At 46.3% G+C, this 22,712-nt stretch carries 21 protein-coding genes; 14 read left to right on the top strand and 7 right to left on the bottom strand.

The annotated features are described in order from the left end of the window. The first annotated feature begins 68 nt into the window (after positions 1-68). The 9 genes from rpe to L4D05_RS20380 all read left to right on the top strand — a co-directional run bounded on the left by rpe (position 69) and on the right by L4D05_RS20380 (position 11,314). A complete protein-coding gene (gene rpe, locus L4D05_RS20340) occupies positions 69-743 on the top strand; it encodes a ribulose-phosphate 3-epimerase (protein WP_428754016.1) in 675 nt (224 codons plus the stop codon). Between the two features lie 12 nt (positions 744-755). After that, positions 756-1,451 (top strand): phosphoglycolate phosphatase, encoded by a 696-nt coding sequence (locus tag L4D05_RS20345; protein ID WP_428795126.1) that lies wholly within the window; start codon positions 756-758, stop codon positions 1,449-1,451. A gap of 165 nt (positions 1,452-1,616) precedes the next feature. Next, on the top strand, positions 1,617-2,633 hold the full coding sequence (trpS, locus tag L4D05_RS20350) for a tryptophan--tRNA ligase (protein ID WP_428795127.1): 1,017 nt from the start codon (positions 1,617-1,619) through the stop codon (positions 2,631-2,633). 264 nt (positions 2,634-2,897) lie between these two features. Further along, positions 2,898-5,513 (top strand): ExeM/NucH family extracellular endonuclease, encoded by a 2,616-nt coding sequence (locus tag L4D05_RS20355; protein WP_428795128.1) that lies wholly within the window; start codon positions 2,898-2,900, stop codon positions 5,511-5,513. Positions 5,514-5,682: 169 nt separating this feature from the next. Continuing rightward, the gene (locus L4D05_RS20360; RefSeq protein ID WP_428754022.1) at positions 5,683-6,261 is read left to right on the top strand and encodes an aminodeoxychorismate/anthranilate synthase component II; all 579 of its coding nucleotides are present in this window, start codon (positions 5,683-5,685) and stop codon (positions 6,259-6,261) included. A gap of 392 nt (positions 6,262-6,653) precedes the next feature. Further along, on the top strand, positions 6,654-7,865 hold the full coding sequence (locus L4D05_RS20365) for an aspartate aminotransferase family protein (protein ID WP_428795129.1): 1,212 nt from the start codon (positions 6,654-6,656) through the stop codon (positions 7,863-7,865). Between the two features lie 82 nt (positions 7,866-7,947). Then, entirely contained in the window at positions 7,948-8,967 is a 1,020-nt protein-coding gene (astA, locus tag L4D05_RS20370) for an arginine N-succinyltransferase (RefSeq protein ID WP_428754024.1), read from the top strand. A gap of 87 nt (positions 8,968-9,054) precedes the next feature. After that, positions 9,055-10,512 (top strand): succinylglutamate-semialdehyde dehydrogenase, encoded by a 1,458-nt coding sequence (gene astD, locus L4D05_RS20375; RefSeq protein WP_428795130.1) that lies wholly within the window; start codon positions 9,055-9,057, stop codon positions 10,510-10,512. Between the two features lie 10 nt (positions 10,513-10,522). Further along, positions 10,523-11,314 (top strand): DUF1338 domain-containing protein, encoded by a 792-nt coding sequence (locus L4D05_RS20380; protein ID WP_428754027.1) that lies wholly within the window; start codon positions 10,523-10,525, stop codon positions 11,312-11,314. 68 nt (positions 11,315-11,382) lie between these two features. On the opposite strand, the gene crp is transcribed toward L4D05_RS20380, so the two are convergent. The 5 genes from crp to L4D05_RS20405 form a co-directional block, all read right to left on the bottom strand. After that, positions 11,383-12,015, bottom strand: coding sequence for a cAMP-activated global transcriptional regulator CRP (gene crp / locus L4D05_RS20385; protein WP_009602948.1), 633 nt, complete (start codon positions 12,013-12,015; stop codon positions 11,383-11,385). 244 nt (positions 12,016-12,259) lie between these two features. Then, on the bottom strand, positions 12,260-13,129 hold the full coding sequence (locus tag L4D05_RS20390) for a phosphoribulokinase (protein ID WP_265676873.1): 870 nt from the start codon (positions 13,127-13,129) through the stop codon (positions 12,260-12,262). A 235-nt stretch (positions 13,130-13,364) separates the two neighbouring features. Beyond that, entirely contained in the window at positions 13,365-13,577 is a 213-nt protein-coding gene (locus L4D05_RS20395; protein WP_250617910.1) for a YheU family protein, read from the bottom strand. A 61-nt stretch (positions 13,578-13,638) separates the two neighbouring features. Then, complete coding sequence (locus L4D05_RS20400; protein ID WP_428795131.1) at positions 13,639-14,637, bottom strand: hydrolase; 999 nt, start codon at positions 14,635-14,637, stop codon at positions 13,639-13,641. Continuing rightward, complete coding sequence (locus L4D05_RS20405; protein ID WP_428795132.1) at positions 14,634-16,022, bottom strand: aminotransferase-like domain-containing protein; 1,389 nt, start codon at positions 16,020-16,022, stop codon at positions 14,634-14,636. The genes L4D05_RS20400 and L4D05_RS20405 overlap by 4 nt, the downstream gene beginning before the upstream one ends. Positions 16,023-16,152: 130 nt before the next feature. On the opposite strand from L4D05_RS20405, the gene L4D05_RS20410 reads away from it, so the two are divergent. Beyond that, entirely contained in the window at positions 16,153-16,749 is a 597-nt protein-coding gene (locus tag L4D05_RS20410) for a LysE family translocator (protein ID WP_428754033.1), read from the top strand. A gap of 85 nt (positions 16,750-16,834) precedes the next feature. Here the strand turns inward: L4D05_RS20410 and L4D05_RS20415 are convergent, their stop codons facing one another. Together L4D05_RS20415 and L4D05_RS20420 are read right to left on the bottom strand one after the other, a co-directional pair. Next, entirely contained in the window at positions 16,835-17,314 is a 480-nt protein-coding gene (locus L4D05_RS20415) for a TIGR02444 family protein (RefSeq protein ID WP_428795133.1), read from the bottom strand. Then, the gene (locus tag L4D05_RS20420; protein WP_428795134.1) at positions 17,314-19,233 is read right to left on the bottom strand and encodes an ABC transporter ATP-binding protein; all 1,920 of its coding nucleotides are present in this window, start codon (positions 19,231-19,233) and stop codon (positions 17,314-17,316) included. The genes L4D05_RS20415 and L4D05_RS20420 overlap by 1 nt, the downstream gene beginning before the upstream one ends. A gap of 145 nt (positions 19,234-19,378) precedes the next feature. Between L4D05_RS20420 and kefG the strand changes: the two genes are divergently transcribed. From kefG to slyD, 4 genes are all read left to right on the top strand, one after another. Next, the gene (kefG, locus tag L4D05_RS20425) at positions 19,379-19,990 is read left to right on the top strand and encodes a glutathione-regulated potassium-efflux system ancillary protein KefG (RefSeq protein ID WP_428795135.1); all 612 of its coding nucleotides are present in this window, start codon (positions 19,379-19,381) and stop codon (positions 19,988-19,990) included. Continuing rightward, positions 19,977-21,773 (top strand): glutathione-regulated potassium-efflux system protein KefB, encoded by a 1,797-nt coding sequence (kefB, locus tag L4D05_RS20430; protein ID WP_428795136.1) that lies wholly within the window; start codon positions 19,977-19,979, stop codon positions 21,771-21,773. Before kefG ends, kefB begins: the two co-directional genes overlap by 14 nt. A gap of 40 nt (positions 21,774-21,813) precedes the next feature. Further along, the gene (locus L4D05_RS20435; RefSeq protein WP_102469739.1) at positions 21,814-22,017 is read left to right on the top strand and encodes a YheV family putative zinc ribbon protein; all 204 of its coding nucleotides are present in this window, start codon (positions 21,814-21,816) and stop codon (positions 22,015-22,017) included. A 100-nt stretch (positions 22,018-22,117) separates the two neighbouring features. Continuing rightward, complete coding sequence (slyD, locus tag L4D05_RS20440; RefSeq protein ID WP_428754042.1) at positions 22,118-22,705, top strand: peptidylprolyl isomerase; 588 nt, start codon at positions 22,118-22,120, stop codon at positions 22,703-22,705. The last annotated feature ends 7 nt before the right edge of the window (positions 22,706-22,712 follow it).

Genomic DNA, 22,712 nt, shown 5'->3' on the forward strand with positions numbered 1-22,712 from the left:
TTTAGCCACTGGCTTCGGTAGAATTGCGCGCAATTATTGCTCGCTAATCCATTCTATTGAGGTCAGGTATGACAGATTTTCTAATTGCGCCATCTATTTTATCCGCTGATTTTGCTCGTCTTGGTGAAGACGTAGAGAAAGTCCTTGCCGCTGGCGCTGATGTTGTCCACTTTGATGTGATGGATAACCACTACGTACCTAACCTCAGTTTTGGTGCGCCTATCTGTAAAGCGCTGCGCGACTACGGTATTACCGCGCCTATCGATGTGCATTTGATGGTGAAACCTGTTGATAGTCTAGTGCCAGAGTTCGCTAAAGCGGGCGCGTCGATGATTACGTTCCACGTTGAAGCGACAGAGCATGTTGATCGTACGCTGCAGCTTATCAAAGAACATGGCTGTAAAGCGGGCGTAGTCCTTAACCCTGCCACTCCATTAACTTGTCTTGATTACATTCTTGATAAAGTCGATATGATTTTGTTGATGTCAGTGAACCCTGGCTTCGGTGGTCAATCTTTTATTCCTTCAACACTTGATAAACTGCGCGCGGTTCGTCGCCTAATTGATGCGTCTGGTCGTGATATCCGTCTTGAAATTGATGGTGGTGTTAAAGTAGATAACATTCGTGAAATCGCAGAAGCGGGTGCGGATATGTTTGTGGCAGGTTCCGCGATTTTCAATCGCCCTGATTACAAAGAGGTCATTGATGAAATGCGCGCAGAACTTGCGAAAGTAAAGAAGTAAGAGAATTAATGAATGCAGTCTATCAAATTAGTCGTTTTTGATCTCGATGGTACGCTACTCGATAGTGTGCCTGATCTTGCCCTTGCCGCTGATCAAGCAGTGCAGGCGTTGGGCTATCCAAGCGTCACCGAAGAGCAAGTTCGTGATTATGTTGGCAACGGCGCGGATGTGCTTATTGCTCGCTCATTGAGTCAGAGTGTTAACGTTAACCCAGAATTATCGGCTGAGGTGCGCGAGAAAGCACGCGTATTGTTTGATGATTTCTATCAAGCAAGTGGCCATAAGCTGAGTCATTTATATGCCAATGTTCATAGTACATTGGATACTCTGGTAGCGAGCGGGTATACCGTGGCTTTGCTGACCAATAAACCGTCTAAATTTGTTCCTGAGTTGCTAGAGCAGCATCAGCTTGAAAAGTACTTCAAGCATGTATTAGGTGGCGATGCGTTTCCTAACAAAAAACCGGATCCAGTGGCACTGAATTGGTTAATGGAGCAAGAGCAAGTGTCACCAAGTGAAGTGTTGATGGTTGGCGATTCACAAAATGACATTTTGGCTGCGCGCAATGCAGGTTGCTTGGCATTTGGTTTGACCTATGGCTATAACCACGGTGAGCCCATTGCCAATGCTAAACCAGACTTTGTTGCTGATGATGTCGCAGATGTCCTAAATGCGGTCAAGAATGGCGTGCCAAGTGCGGTAAATTAGCGTCGAAGGCGGTGCTTGGGGCTAATTCTCTTCCCGAACAATAAAAAAGTCTTCATGGCTATAGCAAAAAATTGGCTAATGGGTACACTGCTAAAACCGCGTAAGAAATTGCGCGGTTTTTCATTATCCTAATTATCTCATTAAGAAGTCGAAGGAATCATAGTTATGAGCAAACCCATTGTATTGAGTGGTGTTCAACCATCTGGTGAACTAAGTATCGGTAACTACTTGGGTGCTCTACGTCAATGGCAACAGATGCAAGACGATTATGATTGTCAGTACTGCGTGGTAGACCTTCATGCGATTACGGTTCGTCAGGACCCTAAAGCGCTGCATGAAGCGACGTTAGATGCATTGGCAATTTGTCTTGCGGTTGGTGTTGACCCTAAGAAGAGCACGCTATTTGTCCAGTCTCACGTACCGGAACATGCTCAGCTTGGTTGGCTTCTTAACTGTTATACCCAAATGGGTGAACTGAATCGTATGACTCAGTTTAAGGACAAGTCACAACGCTACGCTAATGATGTTAACGTTGGCCTTTATGATTATCCTGTATTGATGGCAGCTGATATTCTTCTTTACGGCGCGCACCAAGTGCCAGTAGGAAGTGACCAGAAGCAACACCTTGAGTTAGCGAGAGATATCGCAACACGCTTCAATAATATTTACACACCAGAAGCCCCACTGTTTACGGTTCCAGAACCGTACATCCCAACGGTGAATGCACGTGTGATGAGCTTGCAAGATGCGACGAAGAAAATGTCTAAGTCGGATGATAACCGCAAGAACGTGATTACCTTGCTCGAAGAGCCTAAGTCGATTTTGAAGAAAATCAACAAGGCACAAACCGATGCAGAAACACCACCTCGCATTGCTCATGACTGGGAAAGTAAAGCCGGTATCTCTAACCTAATGGGCTTGTATTCAGCCGCGACGGGTAAGTCTTTTGCCGACATCGAAGCGCAATATGCTGGCGTAGAAATGTATGGTCCATTTAAGAAAGACGTAGGTGAAGCTTTGGTAGCGATGCTAGAGCCAATCCAGAACGAATATAAGCGTGTTCGTGCGGATCGCGCTTATATGGATGACGTAATGCGTCAAGGTGCGGAGAAAGCTTCAGAGCGCGCGGCGGTGACGTTGGCGAAAGCTTACAAAGCGGTTGGCTTCGTGACTCGTCCATAGCCGACAACAGCAACCGGATAAATGAATAAAAACGCCTGTGCTTTGTGCACAGGCGTTTTTTTATTTCTTGGTAACTATTTCTGTTTATAGTTTGGCACACCCTCAATACTTTCGATTTCGAATGAGATGCCCATCTCAGTTATCTGTATGTTAATTACCCATTTGCAATAAAAATGACAACACTCGTCTCGAAAATACACATTCTCATATTCAACAATGTGCAAAAAGGCAAGGACAGCATTGCCAGTTAATTCGAGGTGAATAATGACAAGCACAAATAAAAAGCAGTGGTTAGCGTTAGTGATTTCTTCCATTTTGAGTGGAGGCGCGAGCGCGGATATTTTTCTTTCGCAATATGTGGAAGGAAGTGGATATAACAAAGCAATCGAAATAGCTAATAGCAGTGACCAAGAGGTGTCACTTTCTGGGTATCAGCTCGCCAAATCTCCCAATGGTAACGGGACGTGGAATACGTTGGATTTGTCGGGCTATACGATTCCCGCTCAATCTGTACTGGTGTTTGCTAATGCCAAGGCTAGCGCGGCTGTAACGGATATCGCTACCGTGACAACGGCGAACCAAGTGTTAAATTTTAACGGTGATGATCCTATCGCACTGCTCGATAATCAAGAGCAAGTAGTTGATATGATTGGCGTGATGGGAGAGCTGTTTGGTCAAAATAAAACTTTGGTTCGTTATCAGCCTTATCAGCAACCTTCAGTATCTTATCAACCTAAGCAATGGGCAACACTTGCCAGTGACGATTTTAGTGGCTTGGGACAGTTAGATACGCTATTGCCACCGCAAGCATTTCAATGTCTCGACAATGGTATCGAGCCGACGTTTACTCCAATACAAAGCATTCAAGGAGAAGGCAGTCATTCGCCTTACATTAGCGGTTACCCGTACATAACGACTGAGCAATATTTTGTACAAGGTGTTGTGTCTGCCGTTACTACTGGCGTGAATCAGGGCTTCTATCTGCAAGCCCTTGAGGATGACCACAATCCCCTGACCTCTAATGGTCTGTTTGTTTATACTCAGGCGAATCCGGAGCTCTCCGCGGGCGATGTGGTATGCGTGAGAGGCAATATCCAAGAATACTATAGCCAAACACAGTTGAAATTAAATGAGCGAGATTGGCATAAGCTGGGGCAACAAGCGGCACCAACGGCAACGGCAGTTGAAGTGATAGATTCCGACGAAAACTTTGAGCAAACGCTTGAGCGTTATGAAGGGATGTTGGTGAGTTTACCTCAAGCATTGGATATGCGCGTAAGCCGCACGTTTGGTTATGATTATTCCGCGCGTCGCAATAATATGGTTTTGGCTCATGAGCGAGTGAATTTACACCCCAACCAGCAATATGCGGCGGGCTCTAGTGAAGCGAAGGCACAAAGTGAAGACAATGCAACGCGCCGTCTTTATGTTGAGTCGGTGAGTCCAGCTGCGAATGGTGAAATCCCTTACTACCCAGAATTTGGTCGCAGTGATATTGATCAAGATGGTAGTACAGAAGACTACGTGCGTATTAATGACACCTTGTTTGGCATCGAAGGTGTGATTGGTTATAGCTACGGTGACTATCGCCTATTTGTGACCAATACCATCGCTAGTGATAACTTTGTGCGTAATACCCCAAGAACGATGACGCCAGAACTGTATGAATCGCCATGGAATAAAGCCGATTTACGCGTGGCAACCTTTAATGTCCTTAACTATTTCACTTCTCCTTTTGGTGGCGATGAAAACCGATTTGGCGGCAATCGTGGTGCTAACACAGTCGAAGAGTTTACTGCGCAGCAGCAAAAGATCATTAACGCGTTAATTCAACTTGATGCTGACGTGATTGGTTTGATGGAAATCGAAAATAATGGCTTTGGCGACAACGGGGCTATCGCGCAATTAGTGAAGGAGTTAAACGCGCAGCTTGAGTATAAAAAGCAGCACTATGCTTATGTGTCGGTGGATAGCAATCAAGATGGCCAGATTGATGCCCTTGATGCTGTCGGGACGGATGCGATTACCACAGGGGTGATTTATCGTCCGAAGGCGGTGAAGCTTAAGCAGGTAAATGTGTTTGAAATGCCTCGTCAGGTTGCACCTGAAGTGCTTGATGATAACGGTAAGGTTATTGAAGACGGCAAGAACTATCAACGCGACACACTAGCACCGACGTTTAAAGTTAAAGGTGGCAAGGAAACTCTGACGGTCGCGGTGAATCACTTTAAATCGAAAGGGTCAAAATGCTGGGAAGATGCAGCGCCTGAATCTGCTGGTGGTCAAGGGGGACAGGACTTGGATCAGCAAGGCGCTTGTGAGCAGTTTAGAGTGGCAGCCTCTGTGGCGCTCGGTGAGGCGTTAATGGCTATTGAAGGGCATAAAATTGTGTTGGGGGACTTTAATGCTTACGGCAAAGAAGACCCACTGTTAATTTTGACTGATTATAGCCAAGAGACGTACGGCAAATCGATTCGTGCGGCGCGCAATACCTTTATTGGTGAAGCGCAGCAGTTTGGCGATGAAGGGGCGGTGATCACTCACAACTATGGTTACATTAATGTGCTTTCAGAGATGCACCCTCAAGGTTGGAGTTATTCATACAATGACGAGGTCGGTGCTCTGGATCATATCTTAATTAGCCCAAGTCTTAGCAAGCGCGTGGTTGATGCGACGGAATGGCACATAAATGCAGCAGAATCGACACTATTTGATTACAACGACGAGTACAAAGGGGACTTACCTAAGTATCTCGATCATTATCGTTCATCTGATCATGATCCGGCGGTGATTGACTTGAATATGAATGGCGGCTCCATAGGCTTGATAGGGCTTTCTATCATGGGTGTGATGGGATGGCGCCGACGCAAACAGCATTAATATCGACATAAACAATATCAACACCGACGTAAATAACATCAACACCGACCAGCAGTAAAGTCGTTATAGGCTTTGCTGCTGCCTTTCTTCCTCTTTTTACTTGCCTTTCTGTCATCTTGTTGCAAAATACCGCCTTATTTTTGGCAAATTCAATTTTACAGCGAGCGCTATGCTACTCATCATTGATAACTACGACTCCTTTACCTATAACCTCTTTCAGTACTTCTGTGAGTTGGGCGTAGACGTTAAGGTCGTGCGCAATGACGATATTGATATTGCCGGTATTGAAGCACTTAACCCGTCTCACCTTGTTATTTCTCCGGGCCCTTGTACGCCGAATGAAGCCGGAATTTCACTGGATGCTATCCGATATTTTGCCGGAAAATTACCACTTCTTGGGGTATGTTTGGGGCACCAAGCGATTGCTCAAGTCTTTGGCGGCGACGTTATTCGTGCTCGTCAGGTGATGCACGGTAAAACCTCGCCAATTAAGCACAACAACCGCAGTGTGTTTGCCGGACTCAATAATCCGCTGACTGTCACCCGCTACCATTCACTGATCGTGAAGCGAGATACGCTCCCAGATTGCTTCGATGTTACCGCGTGGACTGAGCTACCTAATGGTGAATTTGATGAAATTATGGGCTACCAACATCGAACGCTGAACATTCATGCCGTACAATTTCACCCTGAATCCATCAAAACGGAACAAGGTCATGAGCTATTGAGTAATTTCTTACACGCTTAGTTTCTGATCAAGATCACCCTTTCATCTTTTCTTATCCGTCATTAGTTTTACTTATGAAGATGCAAAACTATTCGCTAATTCTGATGTGGATGGCTGACAGTGCCCTCCCTGTTCATTTATTTGATAAATCATGAAAAAACACTTCATTTAAATTCAAAAATAACGCATAAATACTCATTGGCTTATACCTTGATTAAGTAGATTGATGGTGGAAAAGCATTTTCTGCTATTGTGTTAGTTAAATAATTGTAAATACAATGCTGCATCTATGAGGAGTGGTGAGAAGTTTTATCTTCACTAGAAAGCGTGAAGGTTCGTTCTATATTTGTAATAGACCTAACGTGAATATGATGCCCCCTTTTCTCATGCGCAGTAATTAAAAGGAACGTGTTATGACAATGGAAAAAACAGTATCCCGTGAATGGTTTGATGAGGTAATGGTGCCTTGTTATAACCCAATGGAAATGATCCCGGTTAAGGGTGAGGGTGCACGCGTATGGGATCAGCAAGGTAATGAGTATATTGATTTTGCTGGTGGTATCGCGGTGAGTTGTTTGGGGCATTGTCACCCTGCGATGGTCAATGCTGTGACTGAGCAGGCGAATAAAATTTGGCATCTAAGTAATGTGATGACGAATGAACCGGCACTGCGCCTAGCAAAAAAATTAACCGACGTCAGTTTTGCTGAACGCGTGTTTTTCGCTAACTCTGGCGCGGAAGCCAATGAAGCAGCATTAAAACTGGCTCGTCGCTGGGCTGTGGATGTACATGGTCCGGAAAAATCAGAGATCATTGCGTTTAATCAAGGGTTTCACGGTCGAACGTTCTTTACCGTTACCGTAGGTGGACAAGCGGCGTATTCCGATGGGTTTGGTCCTAAGCCCGGCGATGTAAAGCATGTTCCTTATAATGATATTGCCGCTCTAGAAGCACAAATGTCGGATAAGACCTGCGCCATTATGATGGAGCCACTGCAAGGTGAGGGGGGGATTATTTCGCCACAACCTGAATTCGTACAGGCGGTTCGTGAGCTCTGTGATAAATACAACGCGCTGCTGATTTTTGATGAAGTACAAACTGGCAACGGTCGTACTGGACAATTTTACGCGTATCAAGGTCTAGGTATTACGCCAGATATTCTTAGCACGGCGAAGTCGCTAGGCGGCGGTTTCCCTATTGGTGCGATGTTAACGACAAAAGCGTTAGCAGCGCATATGAAAGTGGGTACGCACGGTTCAACCTATGGCGGTAACCCACTAGCGTGCGCTGTTGCTGAAGCCGTAGTGGATGTGGTGTCTTCTCCTGACGTTCTAGCGGGTGTCGCTGAGCGTGAGGCATGGTTCCGTGAAGGATTAGAAGCCATTAATGCGAAATACGATATCTTTAGCGAAATTCGTGGCAAGGGGCTATTGCTCGGCGCAGCACTGAATGAACAGTGGCAAGGGCGCGCACGTGATGTATTAGTGGCCGCAGGTGCGCAGGGCCTAATGGTACTCGTTGCGGGAATGAACGTGGTTCGTTTTACCCCATCACTTGTCATCACCAAGCAAGAAGTTGAAGCAGGTTTAGCGAAGTTAGATAAGGCAATCAGTACTCTCGTTTAACGGGTACTCTAATTTAACTCGTATTTAAATGGCTCTCTTGGGTGTGGATGTACCAAGAGAGTTTGCGTCGGAGGGATTATTGATGCTTGTTGTTCGTCCTATTACGATGTCGGATTATGATGCCCTGCACACTTGTGCAGTTGAGTCTGGTCACGGCTTTACCTCTCTTCCTGTTAATGAAGAGCTTCTTACCAATCGCATTACTCACTCAGAATACAGCTTTAGTAAGCCGGACGTCTCAGGGCCGACGGACGAAGGCTACCTGATGGTGGGCTATGACCGTGACACTGGCGAGGTGGCTGGTACTACGGGTATCGAAGGGGCGATAGGTTGGGATGTGCCATTTTACTCCTATCATATCAGCACAGTGGTGCACTCCTCTCCGAAGCTAGGCGTGAATAACGTGGTGAAATTGCTGACGTTTGGCAATAACTACACCGGTTGTAGTGAGATCTGCACATTATTCTTACGACCTGATTATCGAGCGGGGCTTAACGGCCGCTTGATGTCGAAATCTCGTTTTTTAATGATGGCTGAACACCCGCATCGTTTCTCAAAAACCATTTTTGCCGAGATGCGCGGCGTGTCTGATGCCGAAGGTAACTCGCCATTTTGGCAATGGCTGCAAGAGCACTTTTTCTCCATTGATTTTACTATGGCGGATTATTTAACGGGTATCGGTAAGAAAGGCTTTATTGCGGACTTAATGCCAAAACTACCGATTTACGTCAACTTGTTAAGCAAAGAGGCGCAAGCGGTGATTGGTCAAGTGCATGACAATACCAGACCCGCTTTAAAGTTATTGGAAAGAGAAGGCTTCACGTGTCGTAACTATGTCGATATTTTTGATGCAGGTCCGACGGTGGAGTGTGACCTACAGAACATTCAGGCGATTCGTAACTCATTCCGCGCCAAGGTCACTATTGCCGAGCATGCTAGTTCGCAAGATTACCTTATTGCCAATACGTCATTTGAACACTTTAGAGCGACAGCGGCAAAAGCGGCCTATGACGCTGAAAGTCAGCATGTATTGCTGGCACCTGATGTCGCTGACGCCTTGAACCTTTCTGAAGGCGATATGGTTCGTATGTTGGCGCAATAACGCGCGTTGCTGCATCTCTGTCGTACTTATCACGACACAATATGGAGATGCAGGCTCTTCACTATTTACTAGGTTAAGGAATTTTCGATGACGCAATGGATCGCAGGACAATGGATCGCAGGACTGGGTGAGCAATTTCACTCGCTGTCGCCGTACAACAATGAGGTGATTTGGCAGGGGCAGTCTGCCACACCAGAGCAAGTTGAATCTGCTGTCGACGCAGCGAGACTCGCTTTTGTGAGCTGGAAAAAACGCTCGTTTGAAGAGCGTGAAGCGGTGGTGCTGGCGTTTGCGGAAAAACTCAAGGCTCGTAGTGAAGATATTGCAATTGCGATTGCCAAGGAGACGGGCAAACCATTATGGGAAACCCGAACGGAAGCTGGGGCAATGGCAGGTAAAATTGCCATCTCAATCCGAGCGTACCATGACAGAACGGGTGGTTCGCAGCGCGAGGCTGCGGGTAATCAAATTGTACTGCGCCATCGTCCTTTAGGAGTAATGGCGGTCTTTGGCCCTTATAACTTTCCGGGTCATTTGCCTAATGGACATATTGTTCCGGCATTATTGGCTGGCAATACCGTGGTGTTTAAGCCTTCAGAACAAACCCCGTTAGTGGGTGAACTTGCCATGCAACTCTGGCAAGAAGCTGGGTTACCAGATGGTGTGATTAACCTTGTGCAAGGCGGTAAAGAAACCGGCATTGCTTTGGCTGACGCTAAAGGCATTGATGGGGTGTTGTTTACTGGTAGCGCGAATACTGGGCACGTATTACATCGTCAATTTGCCGGTCAGCCTGACAAAATGTTGGCCTTGGAAATGGGCGGCAACAACCCGTTGGTTGTGAGTGACGCTTATGGTGAGCTTGATGCGACGGTCTACACTATTATCCAATCTGCTTATATTAGTGCCGGACAGCGTTGTACCTGTGCACGTCGTTTGTATGTGCCGTTTGGCGATAAAGGTGACCAACTTGTTGACGCATTAGTGGCCGCGATAGCCAAGATTCGGATTGATGAGCCATTCGCCACGCCTGCGCCTTTCATGGGGCCGCAGATTTCCATGCAGGCTGCTCAGCATATTATTCAGGCACAAGCGGCGCTGCAATCGCTAGGTGGCAAGAGCTTAGTGGAATCGAAACAATTACAGGCCGCGTTTGTGACGCCAGGTTTGATCGATGCCACGGCAATAGCGACGTTACCGGATGAAGAATACTTCGGCCCATTATTGCAGCTTGTGCGTTACGAAACGCTACCACAAGCTGTTGAGCTTGCTAATGACACTCGATTTGGTTTATCGGCGGGCCTGATTTCAACCAATGATGATGAGTGGCTGTATTTTGTTGACCATATTCGCGCAGGTATTGTGAATCGCAACCGTCAGCTAACCGGAGCAAGTGGTGATGCACCATTTGGTGGTCCGGGTGCGTCAGGTAACTTGCGACCAAGCGCTTATTATGCGGCAGATTACTGCGCTTACCCGATGGCGTCGATGGAAGGGGAGCAAACAGTGCTGCCTGCGACATTAAGCCCAGGTCTCGATCTTTAAGGAGCAAAAGATGACGGCAGAACAATTATTTGAGCAGTTGTGGCAAGACTACACTCAGCGATTATGTCCTTCAGCAGCAAAAGTACAGGCGTTGTTGAAAGAGGGGGAGGCACTGATCAATGATCATATCGCGTTGCGTACCTTTAATCTCTCGCCCGTGGGCATTGAAATATTGGCAAAACCGTTTCTTAAGCTTGGTTATCAACAAGCGGGTGAGTATGACTTTGCAGCGAAAAAACTGTCTGCGATTCACCTACAACATAGTGATGAGTCATTGCCGAAAGTGTTTATTAGTGAGCTTCGCGTTGAACAGTGCTCAGCAGAGCTGCAAGCCATTGTGGCAAAACTCGTTAGCCAAGTAGATAACTTGCAGTTGGCCGCTGAAGACTTTCTGTTTGGTGGACGTATGTGGGCGCTCAGTTATGACGATTATCAAACGTTAGCCAAAGAGAGTGAGTATGCTTCTTGGCTTGCTGCACATGGTTTTGGTGCCAACCACTTTACTGTTAGTGTGAATCAGCTTAATCGTTTTGGAGAAGTGAGTGAGGTCAATAACTATTTGCGCCAAGCAGGTTTTGATATCAATGAGTCTGGTGGTGAAGTGAAAGGATCGCCAGAGGTCCTTCTTGAGCAATCTTCGACGATGGCAGACAAAGTGGGCGTATCATTTTCAGATGGGGAACAGCAGATACCTGGTGGTTTTTATGAATTTGCTAAGCGCTACAAAATGAACGACAACAAGTATTATCAAGGCTTTGTCGCAGCGTCAGCCGATAAGATTTTTGAGAGCACGCATCAATAGGTTATCAGAGTTAACGTCTAATAAAAAAGCCACCTTGCGGTGGCTTTTTGAGTATCTAAAGGCGTCGATTAACGAGTGCCGTAGACCACAATAGTCTTACCGTGAGCAGAAATAAGGTTCTGCTCTTCCAGCATCTTAAGAATACGTCCTACTGTCTCACGAGAACAACCAACGATTTGGCCGATTTCTTGACGAGTAATCTTGATTTGCATGCCGTCAGGGTGAGTCATTGCATCAGGTTGTTTCGCTAGGTTAAGTAGCGTCTGAGCAATACGACCCGTTACGTCAAGGAACGCAAGGTCACCCACTTTCTGGCTTGTCACTTGTAGGCGACTTGCCATCTGAGAAGATAAGCGCATGAGAATATCAGGGTTAACTTGGATAAGTTGACGGAATTTCTTAAATGAAATCTCAGCCACTTCACAAGGTGATTTAGCTCGCACCCACGCTGTACGTTCTTGGTCTTCTTCAAATAGGCCTAGTTCACCGATGAAGTCACCTTGGTTAAGGTAAGACAAGATCATCTCTTTGCCTTCTTCATCTTTAATAAGTACAGCAACAGAACCTTTTACGATGTAGTAAAGTGTTTCTGCCTTCTCGCCCGCATGAATCAACGTGCTTTTTGAAGGGTACTTGTGAATATGACAATGTGAAAGGAACCACTCTAGCGTTGGGTCGGTTTGAGGTTTACCTAGAACCATATTTCTTACTTCCTCTGCAGGGTATGCTTGCTGCTTTCCATATATAATAGCAAGTCCATTGTGTTAGGACTTACTAGCATAAAAGCACTTTGAAGATGGCGCAAGCGATCTTCTGTTTCAAAGAAATAGTATCCTTTTTTGCGCGGACTTTCTTGATTTTAATCGTGTCATCAGACCATTTTTCTATACAAAACTGTGCACATGATCACGGTATAAAAAATCATCTAAGTTTAGGCGCAAAAAACTAACCTATTTTCCCTGTTTCTATTAACTGCTGTAGTATAGGTCGGACGATTAATTCCATCGCAAAGCTCATTTTTCCACCAGGCACGACAATGGTGTTGTGACGTGACATAAACGATCCATCTATCATGGCAAGCAGGTAAGGATAGTCGACATTTTTTATCCCTCGTAAGCGAATGACCACAAAACTTTCATCAAGGCTTGGGATTCCTTTGGCATTGAGTGGGTTTGAGGTGTCGACAGTCGGTACGCGCTGAAAGTTGATATGAGTGCGCGAAAACTGCGGGGTAATGTAGCTTAGGTAGTCATCCATTGAACGTACGATTGAGTCGGTCACCGCTTCGCGAGAGTGACCTCTGTCACGCGTATCGCGTACGAACTTTTGAATCCACTCAAGGTTGACGATAGGTACCATGCCAATCAGTAGATCAACATGCTGAGCGGCATTGATTGCACCATCAACGACGCCGCCATGCAAACCTTCATAAAATAAAACATCGGAGTTTTCTGGTAAATCCTGCCAAGGCGTAAAAGTCCCGGGCATTTGATTGTAAGGGACCGCTTCATCAAACGTATGCAGGTAACGTCTAAATTGACCCACTCCGTTTTGCCCGTAGTTTTTAAAGAAGGTTTCGAGTGCAGGAAAGTCATTCGCTTGGGGGCCAAAATAACTGATGTGCTTTCCTTGTTCTTTCGCTTTACGGATCTCTACGTCCATTTCTGGACGCGTAAAGCGGTGAAAGCTATCACCTTCAATGAAAGCAGGTTTGATGCTCATCATATTGAACATCTTGCGGAACGCTTCTGACGTTGTTGTGGTACCGGCTCCTGAGGAGCCTGTCACCGCGATAATCGGGTGTTTGGCTGACATAACACTTCCTGTGTAATTTTCTAGTTATTGTCTCTTCCTGTGTGTGGGAGAGAGTTATCGTGAAACTGATGCCGAGTCTTAAAGCTTAAATCTTAGATCTTAAACTTTCGAGCTTAAACCATGGTGCCGCGATGTTAGCGCCAATGGACATCGCTATCGTCGACGTGGCATTTTCAAATAATGAGAGGCTTACTATAGCACTTCATTACGCGACGCGTGTCCAAAGGCGGGACATTTACAGCGAGTGACGCAATTTGATGTCGACCGTTTCATGCAGTTCAGAGAAAACAATGACGGCTTCGCCTGACTCGAGTTGGCCTCTGACGTGTGCAAGTTTGTCGGCTAGACTGAATTCGCTTTCACCGTAATCTGTTCCCTCTCGCAACACAAATTCTTGGATCAGATTATCCAATGTTTCAGGCGCGATTTGTTGCCATGGAATGATCATAAATACCTCTCTCTTTCATGATGGCGAGAGTATATCAGAGTTCGTGAGTTCTTAAGTTAAATCAAGATGTCGGCGCGACTCGCAGGTGTTGATAGTACTTAGGCAGCACGTCTTCAAGCCAAAAAGTAGGCTTTGACCAACTGCCAGACAAGAAACCAACATGACCGCCTCGTTCGAGTAAGTGGTAGCTGAGGTGTGTTGGTAGTTCATAGCTAGGAATGACGTCATCGTTCATGAAAGGGTCGTCTTTCGCGTGGATGAATTGAGTCGGAATCACGATATCATTTAGCCGTGGTAATGCTGAGCATTGCTGGTAGTAATCGTCGGCGTTTTTAAATCCATGCAATGGGGCGGTGATTAAATTATCGAACTCATAAAGCTTCGTCATCCCTTGGACATGCTCAGCGGTGAGATCAAGAGCCTCGCTCAAAAGGTGTATTTTCTTTAATGCGTTCCTTTTTAATGAGGACACGAGATACTTACGGTAAACCTTTGAAAATCCTTGCTCGATACGTTTAGAGCAGGCCGCAAGGTCAAGGGGAGCAGAAACGATAGTTGCACTGGTCAGTTTGGTGTCATGCTTATAATAGGCAAGGTAATTGCTGAGCATATTGCCGCCGAGTGAAATGCCTACGGCAACCTTATTGGCATTTGGGTAACGATGATCCAAAAGCTTAATGAAGTGTCGAGCATCGCCAATTTCTCCCGAGTGATATGCACGAGCCAGTCGGTTTGGTGTTGGACCACAGCCGCGGAAGTGCATCATGACCGCTAACCAGCCTTGATTGGCAAATGCATGCATTAAGCCATTCGCATAAGGGCTATCAAAGCTGCCTTCTAAGCCATGAAACAGGATGAAAATAGGTTTGTTTTTGGCGCTTTCGTGGTGTGGGTCTTCACTCCAAGCTAACTCGACAAAGTCACCATCTGGCGTATCGAGTGTTTCCCAAGTTGGGGTGAATAGTGTACCTCGACGAATAAAGCGCGGAATTAAGGTCTGAATATGTGCGTTGCCAAGCCCTTTGGCAGCGATAAACGGCAGCAGTCTTGGTGTGTTCATAGCGTAAATTCATTGATTGGATTGGATAATAATAGCGTGTTAAGTTTTTCTACGCCGACTTTGAGTTGTTCGATCGTTTGTGGGGAGCTTAACGAAAGGCGTATTGCTGGTGCGACTGTGCCACCGGGTGGTGCGAATAATTCCCCTGATTTAACAATCACGCCTGATTCCGCCGCTTTTTGTACAAACTCACTCAGTCGCCACTGTTCAGGCAGAGTCAACCAAACGTGAAAACCACCTTGTTCATAGCGCATGTTAAAGGCACCAAGTACTTGCGTTGCCGCTGTCATTCGTTGGCGCATTTCGTTGCGAATCATGGCAATGTTGCGCTCTGCGTCCCCGGATATCAACATTTCGCATGTCAAAGCAATCAGCAAAGGACTGATCATCCAACTGTGGTTTTGCAATGTCATAACCAGTGGTGGGTACAGCTTTTCTGGGGCGCAAAGGTAACCAACGCGAAGACCTGGTGCCAAGTATTTTGAGAACGCACCAATATAAATGACATGGTCGGGTGCCAAGTTCACCAGAGGTTCTGGCGCAGAATCTAGCAATAATCCATTGATGTCATCTTCAATAATATAAACGTTATACGCTTGGCAAATGGTGACGATAGCTTGTCGTCTCTGCGGTGACATAATGGCAGTCGTCGGATTTTGTAATGTCGGTGTTAGATAGAGAAAACGCGGTGAGTAGCGATTGCAGCATACTTCTAATGATTCGGGAGTGATTCCCTCATCATCCATCTCCACGCCCTTGAGTGTCAGTTGATTCTGCCGAGCAAGGCTGATCACACCGGGGTAGGTGTATTGCTCGACCAGCACGGTATCGCCGGGGCGTGTAAAGGTGTCTAGCACCATTTGGATGGCGTGTTGGGCACCAGAGCTAAACAGCAGCCTATTAACATCTAAGTGGATGCCTTTTTCTTTGAGCCACTGGCTTACGATGGTGCGATGGCTATCAAACCCAGCTGGTGGTTGATAGAGCATGAGTTGATTCAGGTGCTGGGGGGATTGACTAATACGCTGCATGGCCTGTTTCAACATATCACTGCGATCGAGGCGTGGTGGGATGTTGTAACTGAAGTTACATTCGCTTGCATCGTCGGCGATCTCTTCAAATAACCAAGTTGGTTTGTTGTTATCCGTGACATAGGTACCCGCCCCGACTCTTGCTTCGACTAAACCTCGGCGCTCGACTTCAGCATAGGCTCGGGTGATGGTCCCTACTGTAACCGCTAGTTGATCAGCTAACCAACGATGGGTCGGGAGCTTTTCATTACTTTCTAGGCTGCCACTTTCAATCTTTTCACTGATTTGATCGGCGATCTGTTTATAGATCGGCACAGGATCTTGCTTGAGTACGGTAATATTTTCGATTGTCATGGTGACAATAAACCTTTTGCGTCGAGTTTAATCCATTGTTATGGTTATTTTGTCGGCTATTTTACATTTTATCAACACTTATTTGTAAGATTGTATCGGTACAATTTAATTTTGGATTAAGGAGAGTGTGATGGAGTGGTCATTTATTGTTTCTGTTGCTTTATTTGCAGCAGTCATGACAGGAACTCCGGGGCCAAACAACGTGATGTTGACCGCTTCTGGGGCGAATTTTGGTTATGTAAAAACCTTGCCGCACTGCTTGGGGATTGGCCTAGGACTCATTAGCTTGATATTGCTCAATGGCGCGGGGTTAGGAGTGGTATTTACGAACTACCCTGTGGTCCAAACGTTATTGAAGTGGTTAGGGAGTGGTTATTTGTTGTATTTGGCGTGGCGGATTTTATCCGCGGGGATCAATAAAACTGGTCAAGATGATCAAGCGAAACCGATGACATGCCTTGAAGCCGTGCTATTTCAGTATTTAAACCCCAAAGCGTGGTTAATGTCGGTCACAGCGGTGAGCTCATTTTCGTTAGCGGGTGAGCACTATTGGTTTTCATTGCTGGCTATTTCAGTGATTTTTTTATTGATTCAACTTCAGACGTCATCGGTGTGGATTGGATTTGGCACTGTGATTCGTCGCTGGTTGTCGACACCAATCGCGTGGAAGCGTTTTAACTCGAGTATGGCCATGCTGACGGCATCATGTGTACTATTTATTTGGTAAGGCGTTATTTGGTAAGGCGTTATTTGGTAAGGATGCGATTCGTTACGAGGGCGTACGTGCTAACAGGCTTGTAGGGTAGGCAAAATTATTTGCTAGAAAAGTACACCGAGCATGGCGTCGCAAATATAGAGCTGAGATGTTCAGCACCGAGCTGTTGGCAATATTTACTGACCAAGGGTTGGTGTTGATTGATGGTGAGGGTGAGTGAGTTGATACAATCGACAAGGTCAGATTGTTGCTGTTTCTCTACACTCAGCTCAAAGGCGAGTGCTTCGCGATAGAGATTGTCACTAACATTATTTTTAAGTTGTCGACGCAAGCGACGGAAATGATGAAGAAGCTGTTCAGTGCGACCCAAACAGCTTTGAATGAGATGCCAATCTTCGGCAGCAAAGTGGCGCTGTTGTTCATCAAGCCATTTGAGCATCAACAGCAGGTTCACGTTGCCATGGTAGTGATTTTGGATAGTCAGACACGCCTCTTTTATCTCCCTCACACCATAGTATTGCAGACTAAACTGCCATAAGTGTTCGAGAGATAGATGTTCGAGGTGTGCTTTATCCATTATCCACAGAACTCCTGTTCCATTGCTTCTAGTTCTTCTTGAAGCCCCATCCACTCCATTTCAACATCTTCAAGTTCGGATTTACTTGTTGACTGTTGTGCGAGTACTTTAGTTAGTTTAGCTTTGTTTTCGGCATCATACAGTGATGATTCGGATAATTGCGTTTCCGCCTCACTTAGCAGCGCGCTCAGTTGGTCCATTTTCTTTTCAAGCTTTTCAAGCTGTTTACGAACCGGCGCGGTTTGTTTACGAAACTCGGCCTCTTTGCGTTTTTGCTCTTTTTTTGATGCTGCACTGTGTACGGAGGTTTTGTTTGGCTCGTTGTCTTGGGTTTCTTTGCGCTCAAGCTTTTGTTGCTCGGTTAGCCATTTATAGTAGTCCGTTAAGTCGCCATTAAATGGTGCGACTTGGCGATCATGGACTAAATAAAGATCATCGGTGGTCGCACGCAATAAATAGCGATCGTGACTGACAATAACCATGGCCCCTTCAAAGGTTTGCAGTGCAAACGTCAAGGCTTGACGCATGTCTAAATCTAGGTGGTTAGTCGGTTCATCAAGCAGCAATAAATTCGGTTTTTGCCAGACGACTAAGGCTAACACTAAGCGAGCTTTTTCTCCGCCAGAGAACGGCGCCACTTTATCGAGCGCTTTTTCACCTTGGAAGCCAAAGCTGCCTAGATAGTCGCGAAGCTGTTGCTCGGTTTGGTTGGGCGCAATTTGCATCATATGCTGCAATGGGGTTTCTTCTGGATGAAGCGTTTCAAGCTGGTGTTGGGCGAAGTAGCCAATTTTTACACCTTGAGAGTAAGTAAAATCACCGCCTTTCGCGGCGAGCTCTCCAGATAGCAGCTTGATCAGTGTGGACTTACCTGCGCCATTGCGACCAAGCAAACCAATACGGCTACCCGGTACTAAATTAAGTCTAATCTTTTCCAAAATTAGGTTGTTGTCATAGCCAGCAGAGACGTCGTCCATCATCATAATAGGATTCGGTAGTGCGGCTGGCTCTCTAAACTCAAAGCTAAATGGGTTATCCAGCTGAGCGGGTAGGACTTTTTCCATTCGCTCAAGCGCTTTAATGCGGCTTTGCGCCTGACGAGCTTTAGAGGCTTTGTAGCGGAAGCGATCGATGTAGCTTTGCATGTGCGACATCTGCTTTTTCTGCTTTTCAAACATCGCTTGTTGCAAGATGAGCTTTTGCGCACGTTGCTCTTCAAACGAAGAGTAGTTGCCGGTGTATTCATTCAGCGCTTGATTTTCGACATGAATAATTCGGCTGACGATCGGATCAAGAAAGTCGCGATCGTGCGAGATCAGGATCAAGGTGCCCGGATAGTTTTGCAGCCAGCGCTCTAGCCACATGACGGCATCGAGATCCAAGTGGTTGGTGGGCTCATCAAGTAGCAATAGATCTGAGCGGCATAGTAGCGCTTGTGCCAGGTTAAGACGCATGCGCCAACCACCGGAAAACTGCGTCAGATTCCAGCTCATTTGCTCTTGAGTAAAGCCTAAGCCGTCCAGCAACTCTGCCGCTCGGGCACGAATGCTGTAACCACCAATGACTTCAATTTTTCCGTGTAATTCAGCGACAAGGTTACCGTTGTCGGCTTGCTCGGCTTTTAGCAGATCTTGTTCTAATCCTCGGAACTCTCTATCGCCATCAATCACATATTCAATTGCGCTACGGTCTAGGGCAGGTGTTTCTTGTGCGACCCAAGCCAATTCCCAATGGGAAGGCTGATGGAACGTGCCCGCATCAATAGACAATTCATCTTTTAGTAATGCAAATAGAGTAGATTTGCCACAGCCATTTTTCCCAACGAGACCGACTTTGTCTCCTGGATGAATGGTGGCAGAGGCTTGATCGAGGAGAGGCTTTCCACCTCGAAGCAATTGAATGTCGGAAAAGGTGATCATAAGGCTATAACTAACGGTGAGTTTGAACTTTGGAATACTAGGGGCAAAGTGGATAAATGTCGATCATTATCCGTTTTGCGTTATGATGGATCAAACTTATAACAATTATCTTACTGCTAGGTAGTACAAGGAACGAATTCACGGAATGACGTCTTCACAAATAAGCTCAGTTCCCTCTCCGAAAGTTCTGGTCATTTATGCCCACCCAGAGCCGCAAAATTCGATTGCCAATCAAGTCATGCTTAACAAAATCCAATCGCTTGATAATGTGACGCTGCGTGATCTCTATGCGCTTTATCCTGATTTTTTTATTGATGTGAATGTCGAACATCAGCTGTTGCTTGAGCACGATGTCATTGTCTTCCAGCATCCGCTTTATATGTATTCATGCCCCTCATTACTCAAAGAGTGGATAGATCGTGTCTTGGGTAAAGGCTTTGCGTTTGGCGATGAGTGTGCGTTAGAAGGTAAATATTGGCGCAGTGTGATCACTGCAGGAGGCAAGGAAGAGGCTTTCAGTCAAACGGGGTATAACAAGTATCCTCTTGAGCAAATTTTGCAACCTTTTGAGTTATCGGCGGCGCTTTGCAAAATGCACTGGGTAGAGCCTTTGGTGTTGTATTGGTCGCGGCGAGTCGATGATATCGAGCGCTATCAGCATGCCGATCAGTATCGACAGTGGCTGACGAACCCTTTGGGCAATGCGCATATTCTTCCTAGCTATTTATTACCGGAGGACAAAGATGGCAGCGACTAGTGATCTCTTGCAAAACAGTGTCATCTTTTTATCGGCTGCGGTGGTGGCGGTACCCATTGCCCAGCGGTTTGGTTTAGGCTCGGTTCTGGGCTATCTGTTAGCTGGGGTGGCCATTGGCCCATGGGGGCTTGGTCTTATTAGTGATGTCAGTGAGATATTGCACTTTGCTGAATTTGGCGTGGTCCTGCTGCTGTTTCTGATTGGTTTGGAGCTAAACCCCAAAAAACTCTGGCAAATGCGAGTGCCTATATTGGGTTTAGGTGGGGCGCAAGTGCTGCTGACGACCTTGGTGCTATCCGGTATTGCTTCACTGTTTGGACTGAGCTGGCAAACCAGTCTCGTGATTGGTATGGGATTAGCGCTGTCATCGACGGCGATTGCTCTCAAGGTGATTGAAGAGCAAGGGCTAGCGGGTGGCGAAACCGGGCAATCTGGTTTTGCGGTGCTGCTATTTCAAGATATCGCGGTGATTCCGATGCTGGCGTTATTACCCTTGTTAGCGGGCAACACGTCGGGCAACTGGGCGGACATTGCTTGGATGTTTGCTGGTGTGATTGGCTTGCTGGTGGCTGGACACTTTTTAATTCGCCCTTTATTCCGTTATGTCGTGATGAGTGGTGTACGAGAGCTGTTTACGGTGGCGGCGTTACTACTGGTTGTTGGCATTGCGGTATTCATGCAAAAGCTGGGGTTGTCGATGGCGTTGGGTACGTTTTTAGCCGGCGTTTTATTGGCAGAAAGCGAATATCGCCATGAGTTAGAAATTGCTATTGAGCCATTTAAAGGTTTGTTACTAGGGTTGTTCTTCATTGCCGTGGGGATGGCGGTTAACCTTGGACTGTTGGTTTCAGAGCCGTTTAAGGTCTTGTTAGCAGTGACTGCGCTGGTGGTGATTAAAGGCTTGCTGCTGTATGTCTTAGCGCGTTTGTTTGGCACTCGCCCTAAAGCACGCAGTAAGATGGCGGCGATTTTGAGCCAAGGCGGGGAGTTTGCTTTTGTTATCTTTACCGCGGCAAGTGCTCAAGGTCTATTGTCGAGAGAAGAGTCTGCGTTTCTTTTAGTCGTGGTAAGTTTATCTATGGTGACGACTCCACTGCTATTGATGGCTCAGAAAAAGTGGTTTGAGAAATCATTAAATAATACCGAAGAAGCTTCGATTGAAAGTGATGTCCATGATAGACAGCCTCGCGTCATCATTGCCGGCTTTGGGCGTTTTGGGCAGATTATTGGCCGATTGATGTACGCCAACAAAATCAAAATTACGGTTTTGGAAAGCGACGCTAGCCAGATCCACCTGTTACGTAAGTTTGGCTATAAAGTGTTTTATGGTGATGCGACACAGCTTGACTTGTTGAGAGCGGCAGGCGCGAATAGTGCCGAGGCGATTATCATCTGTACTGACTCTCCGGAGGAGATTATGGAGGTGGTCGATCTTTGTCATGCTCATTTCCCAAAACTTAAAGTGTTGGCTCGGGCGCGCAGTCGTGTCGAGGCATATCAACTTATGAATCATGGTGTCACTAGCTATTCAAGAGAAACGTTTTTAGGGGCACTCGATTTAGGTCGACAAACACTCATTGAGTTAGGGTTTCATCCTTATGAGGCTAAGCGCGCAGAAGCACACTTTAGAAAGTTGGACAATGCGATGCTTAAAGAGCTTCTGCCACTGCATAGTGAAGATACGCAGCTGGCTCAGCGCTCTAAAGAAGCTCGTAAAGAGTTAGAAGAGATTTTTGGTAGAGAAATGGAAAATGATCGCCAATCTAGAAATTTTTGGGATTAGCCCCAGAGTTTTGGTATTAGCGCTACAGTTAGGAAGCAAAATGACGCGTATTAAAAAAAGATTCATCGCGGGCGCAAGTTGCCCCAAGTGCAGCACTCAAGACAGCTTACGTTGGTGGATTGAAAATAATGTAGAGTGGGTAGAGTGTGTTGAGTGCGAATTTCTAGAGCAGCGTACACCACAATCGGTCGAAAAAAGTGAGCGCGGCGAAGAAGCCTTAATTGGCATTTTTAAGCCTGAGTGATTGAGTTTCTCAATTTCATCCCCATAATGTGCACATAAGCCGTATAAACGGTGATTATTTTGTGAGGCATAGCCTCAAGTGCCAATCCTTTGGAGTTCACATGAAAATTGCTAAGAACGTAGTCGTTAGCGTCGCGTACCAAGTAAAAACTGAAGACGGTGTTGTTGTTGATCAATCAACAGTTGAAGCGCCTCTTGATTACCTTCACGGTCACAACAACCTTATCGTGGGTTTGGAAAAAGAGCTAGAAGGCAAGGAAGTCGGTAGCAAATTTACTTCTGTCGTAGCGGCTGAAGAAGCATACGGCGAGTACAATGACGCGCTAGTACAACGCGTTCCTGCAGACGTATTCCAAGGCGTTGACGTAATTGAAGTAGGCATGCGCTTCCTAGCGGATACAGATCAAGGTCCTATCCCTGTAGAAATTACGGAAGTTGACGGCGACGAAGTTGTTGTTGATGGCAACCATATGTTAGCTGGTCAAACGCTAACTTTTGATGTGGAAGTGGTTGCGTTACGTGAAGCGACAGAAGAAGAAGCGGCGCACGGTCACATTCACCAAGAAGGTGGTTGTGGACACGATCATGACCACGATCATGAAGGCGGTTGCTGTGGTGGTGACGAGCACGGTGAGAAAGCTGAGAAGAAAGATGGCTGCTGCGGTGGCGGTGGCTGCGGTTCTCACTAATAGCAAG

Origin of the sequence: Vibrio nomapromontoriensis, assembly GCF_050337205.1 — a bacterium.
GTDB classification, from domain to species: domain Bacteria; phylum Pseudomonadota; class Gammaproteobacteria; order Enterobacterales; family Vibrionaceae; genus Vibrio; species Vibrio nomapromontoriensis.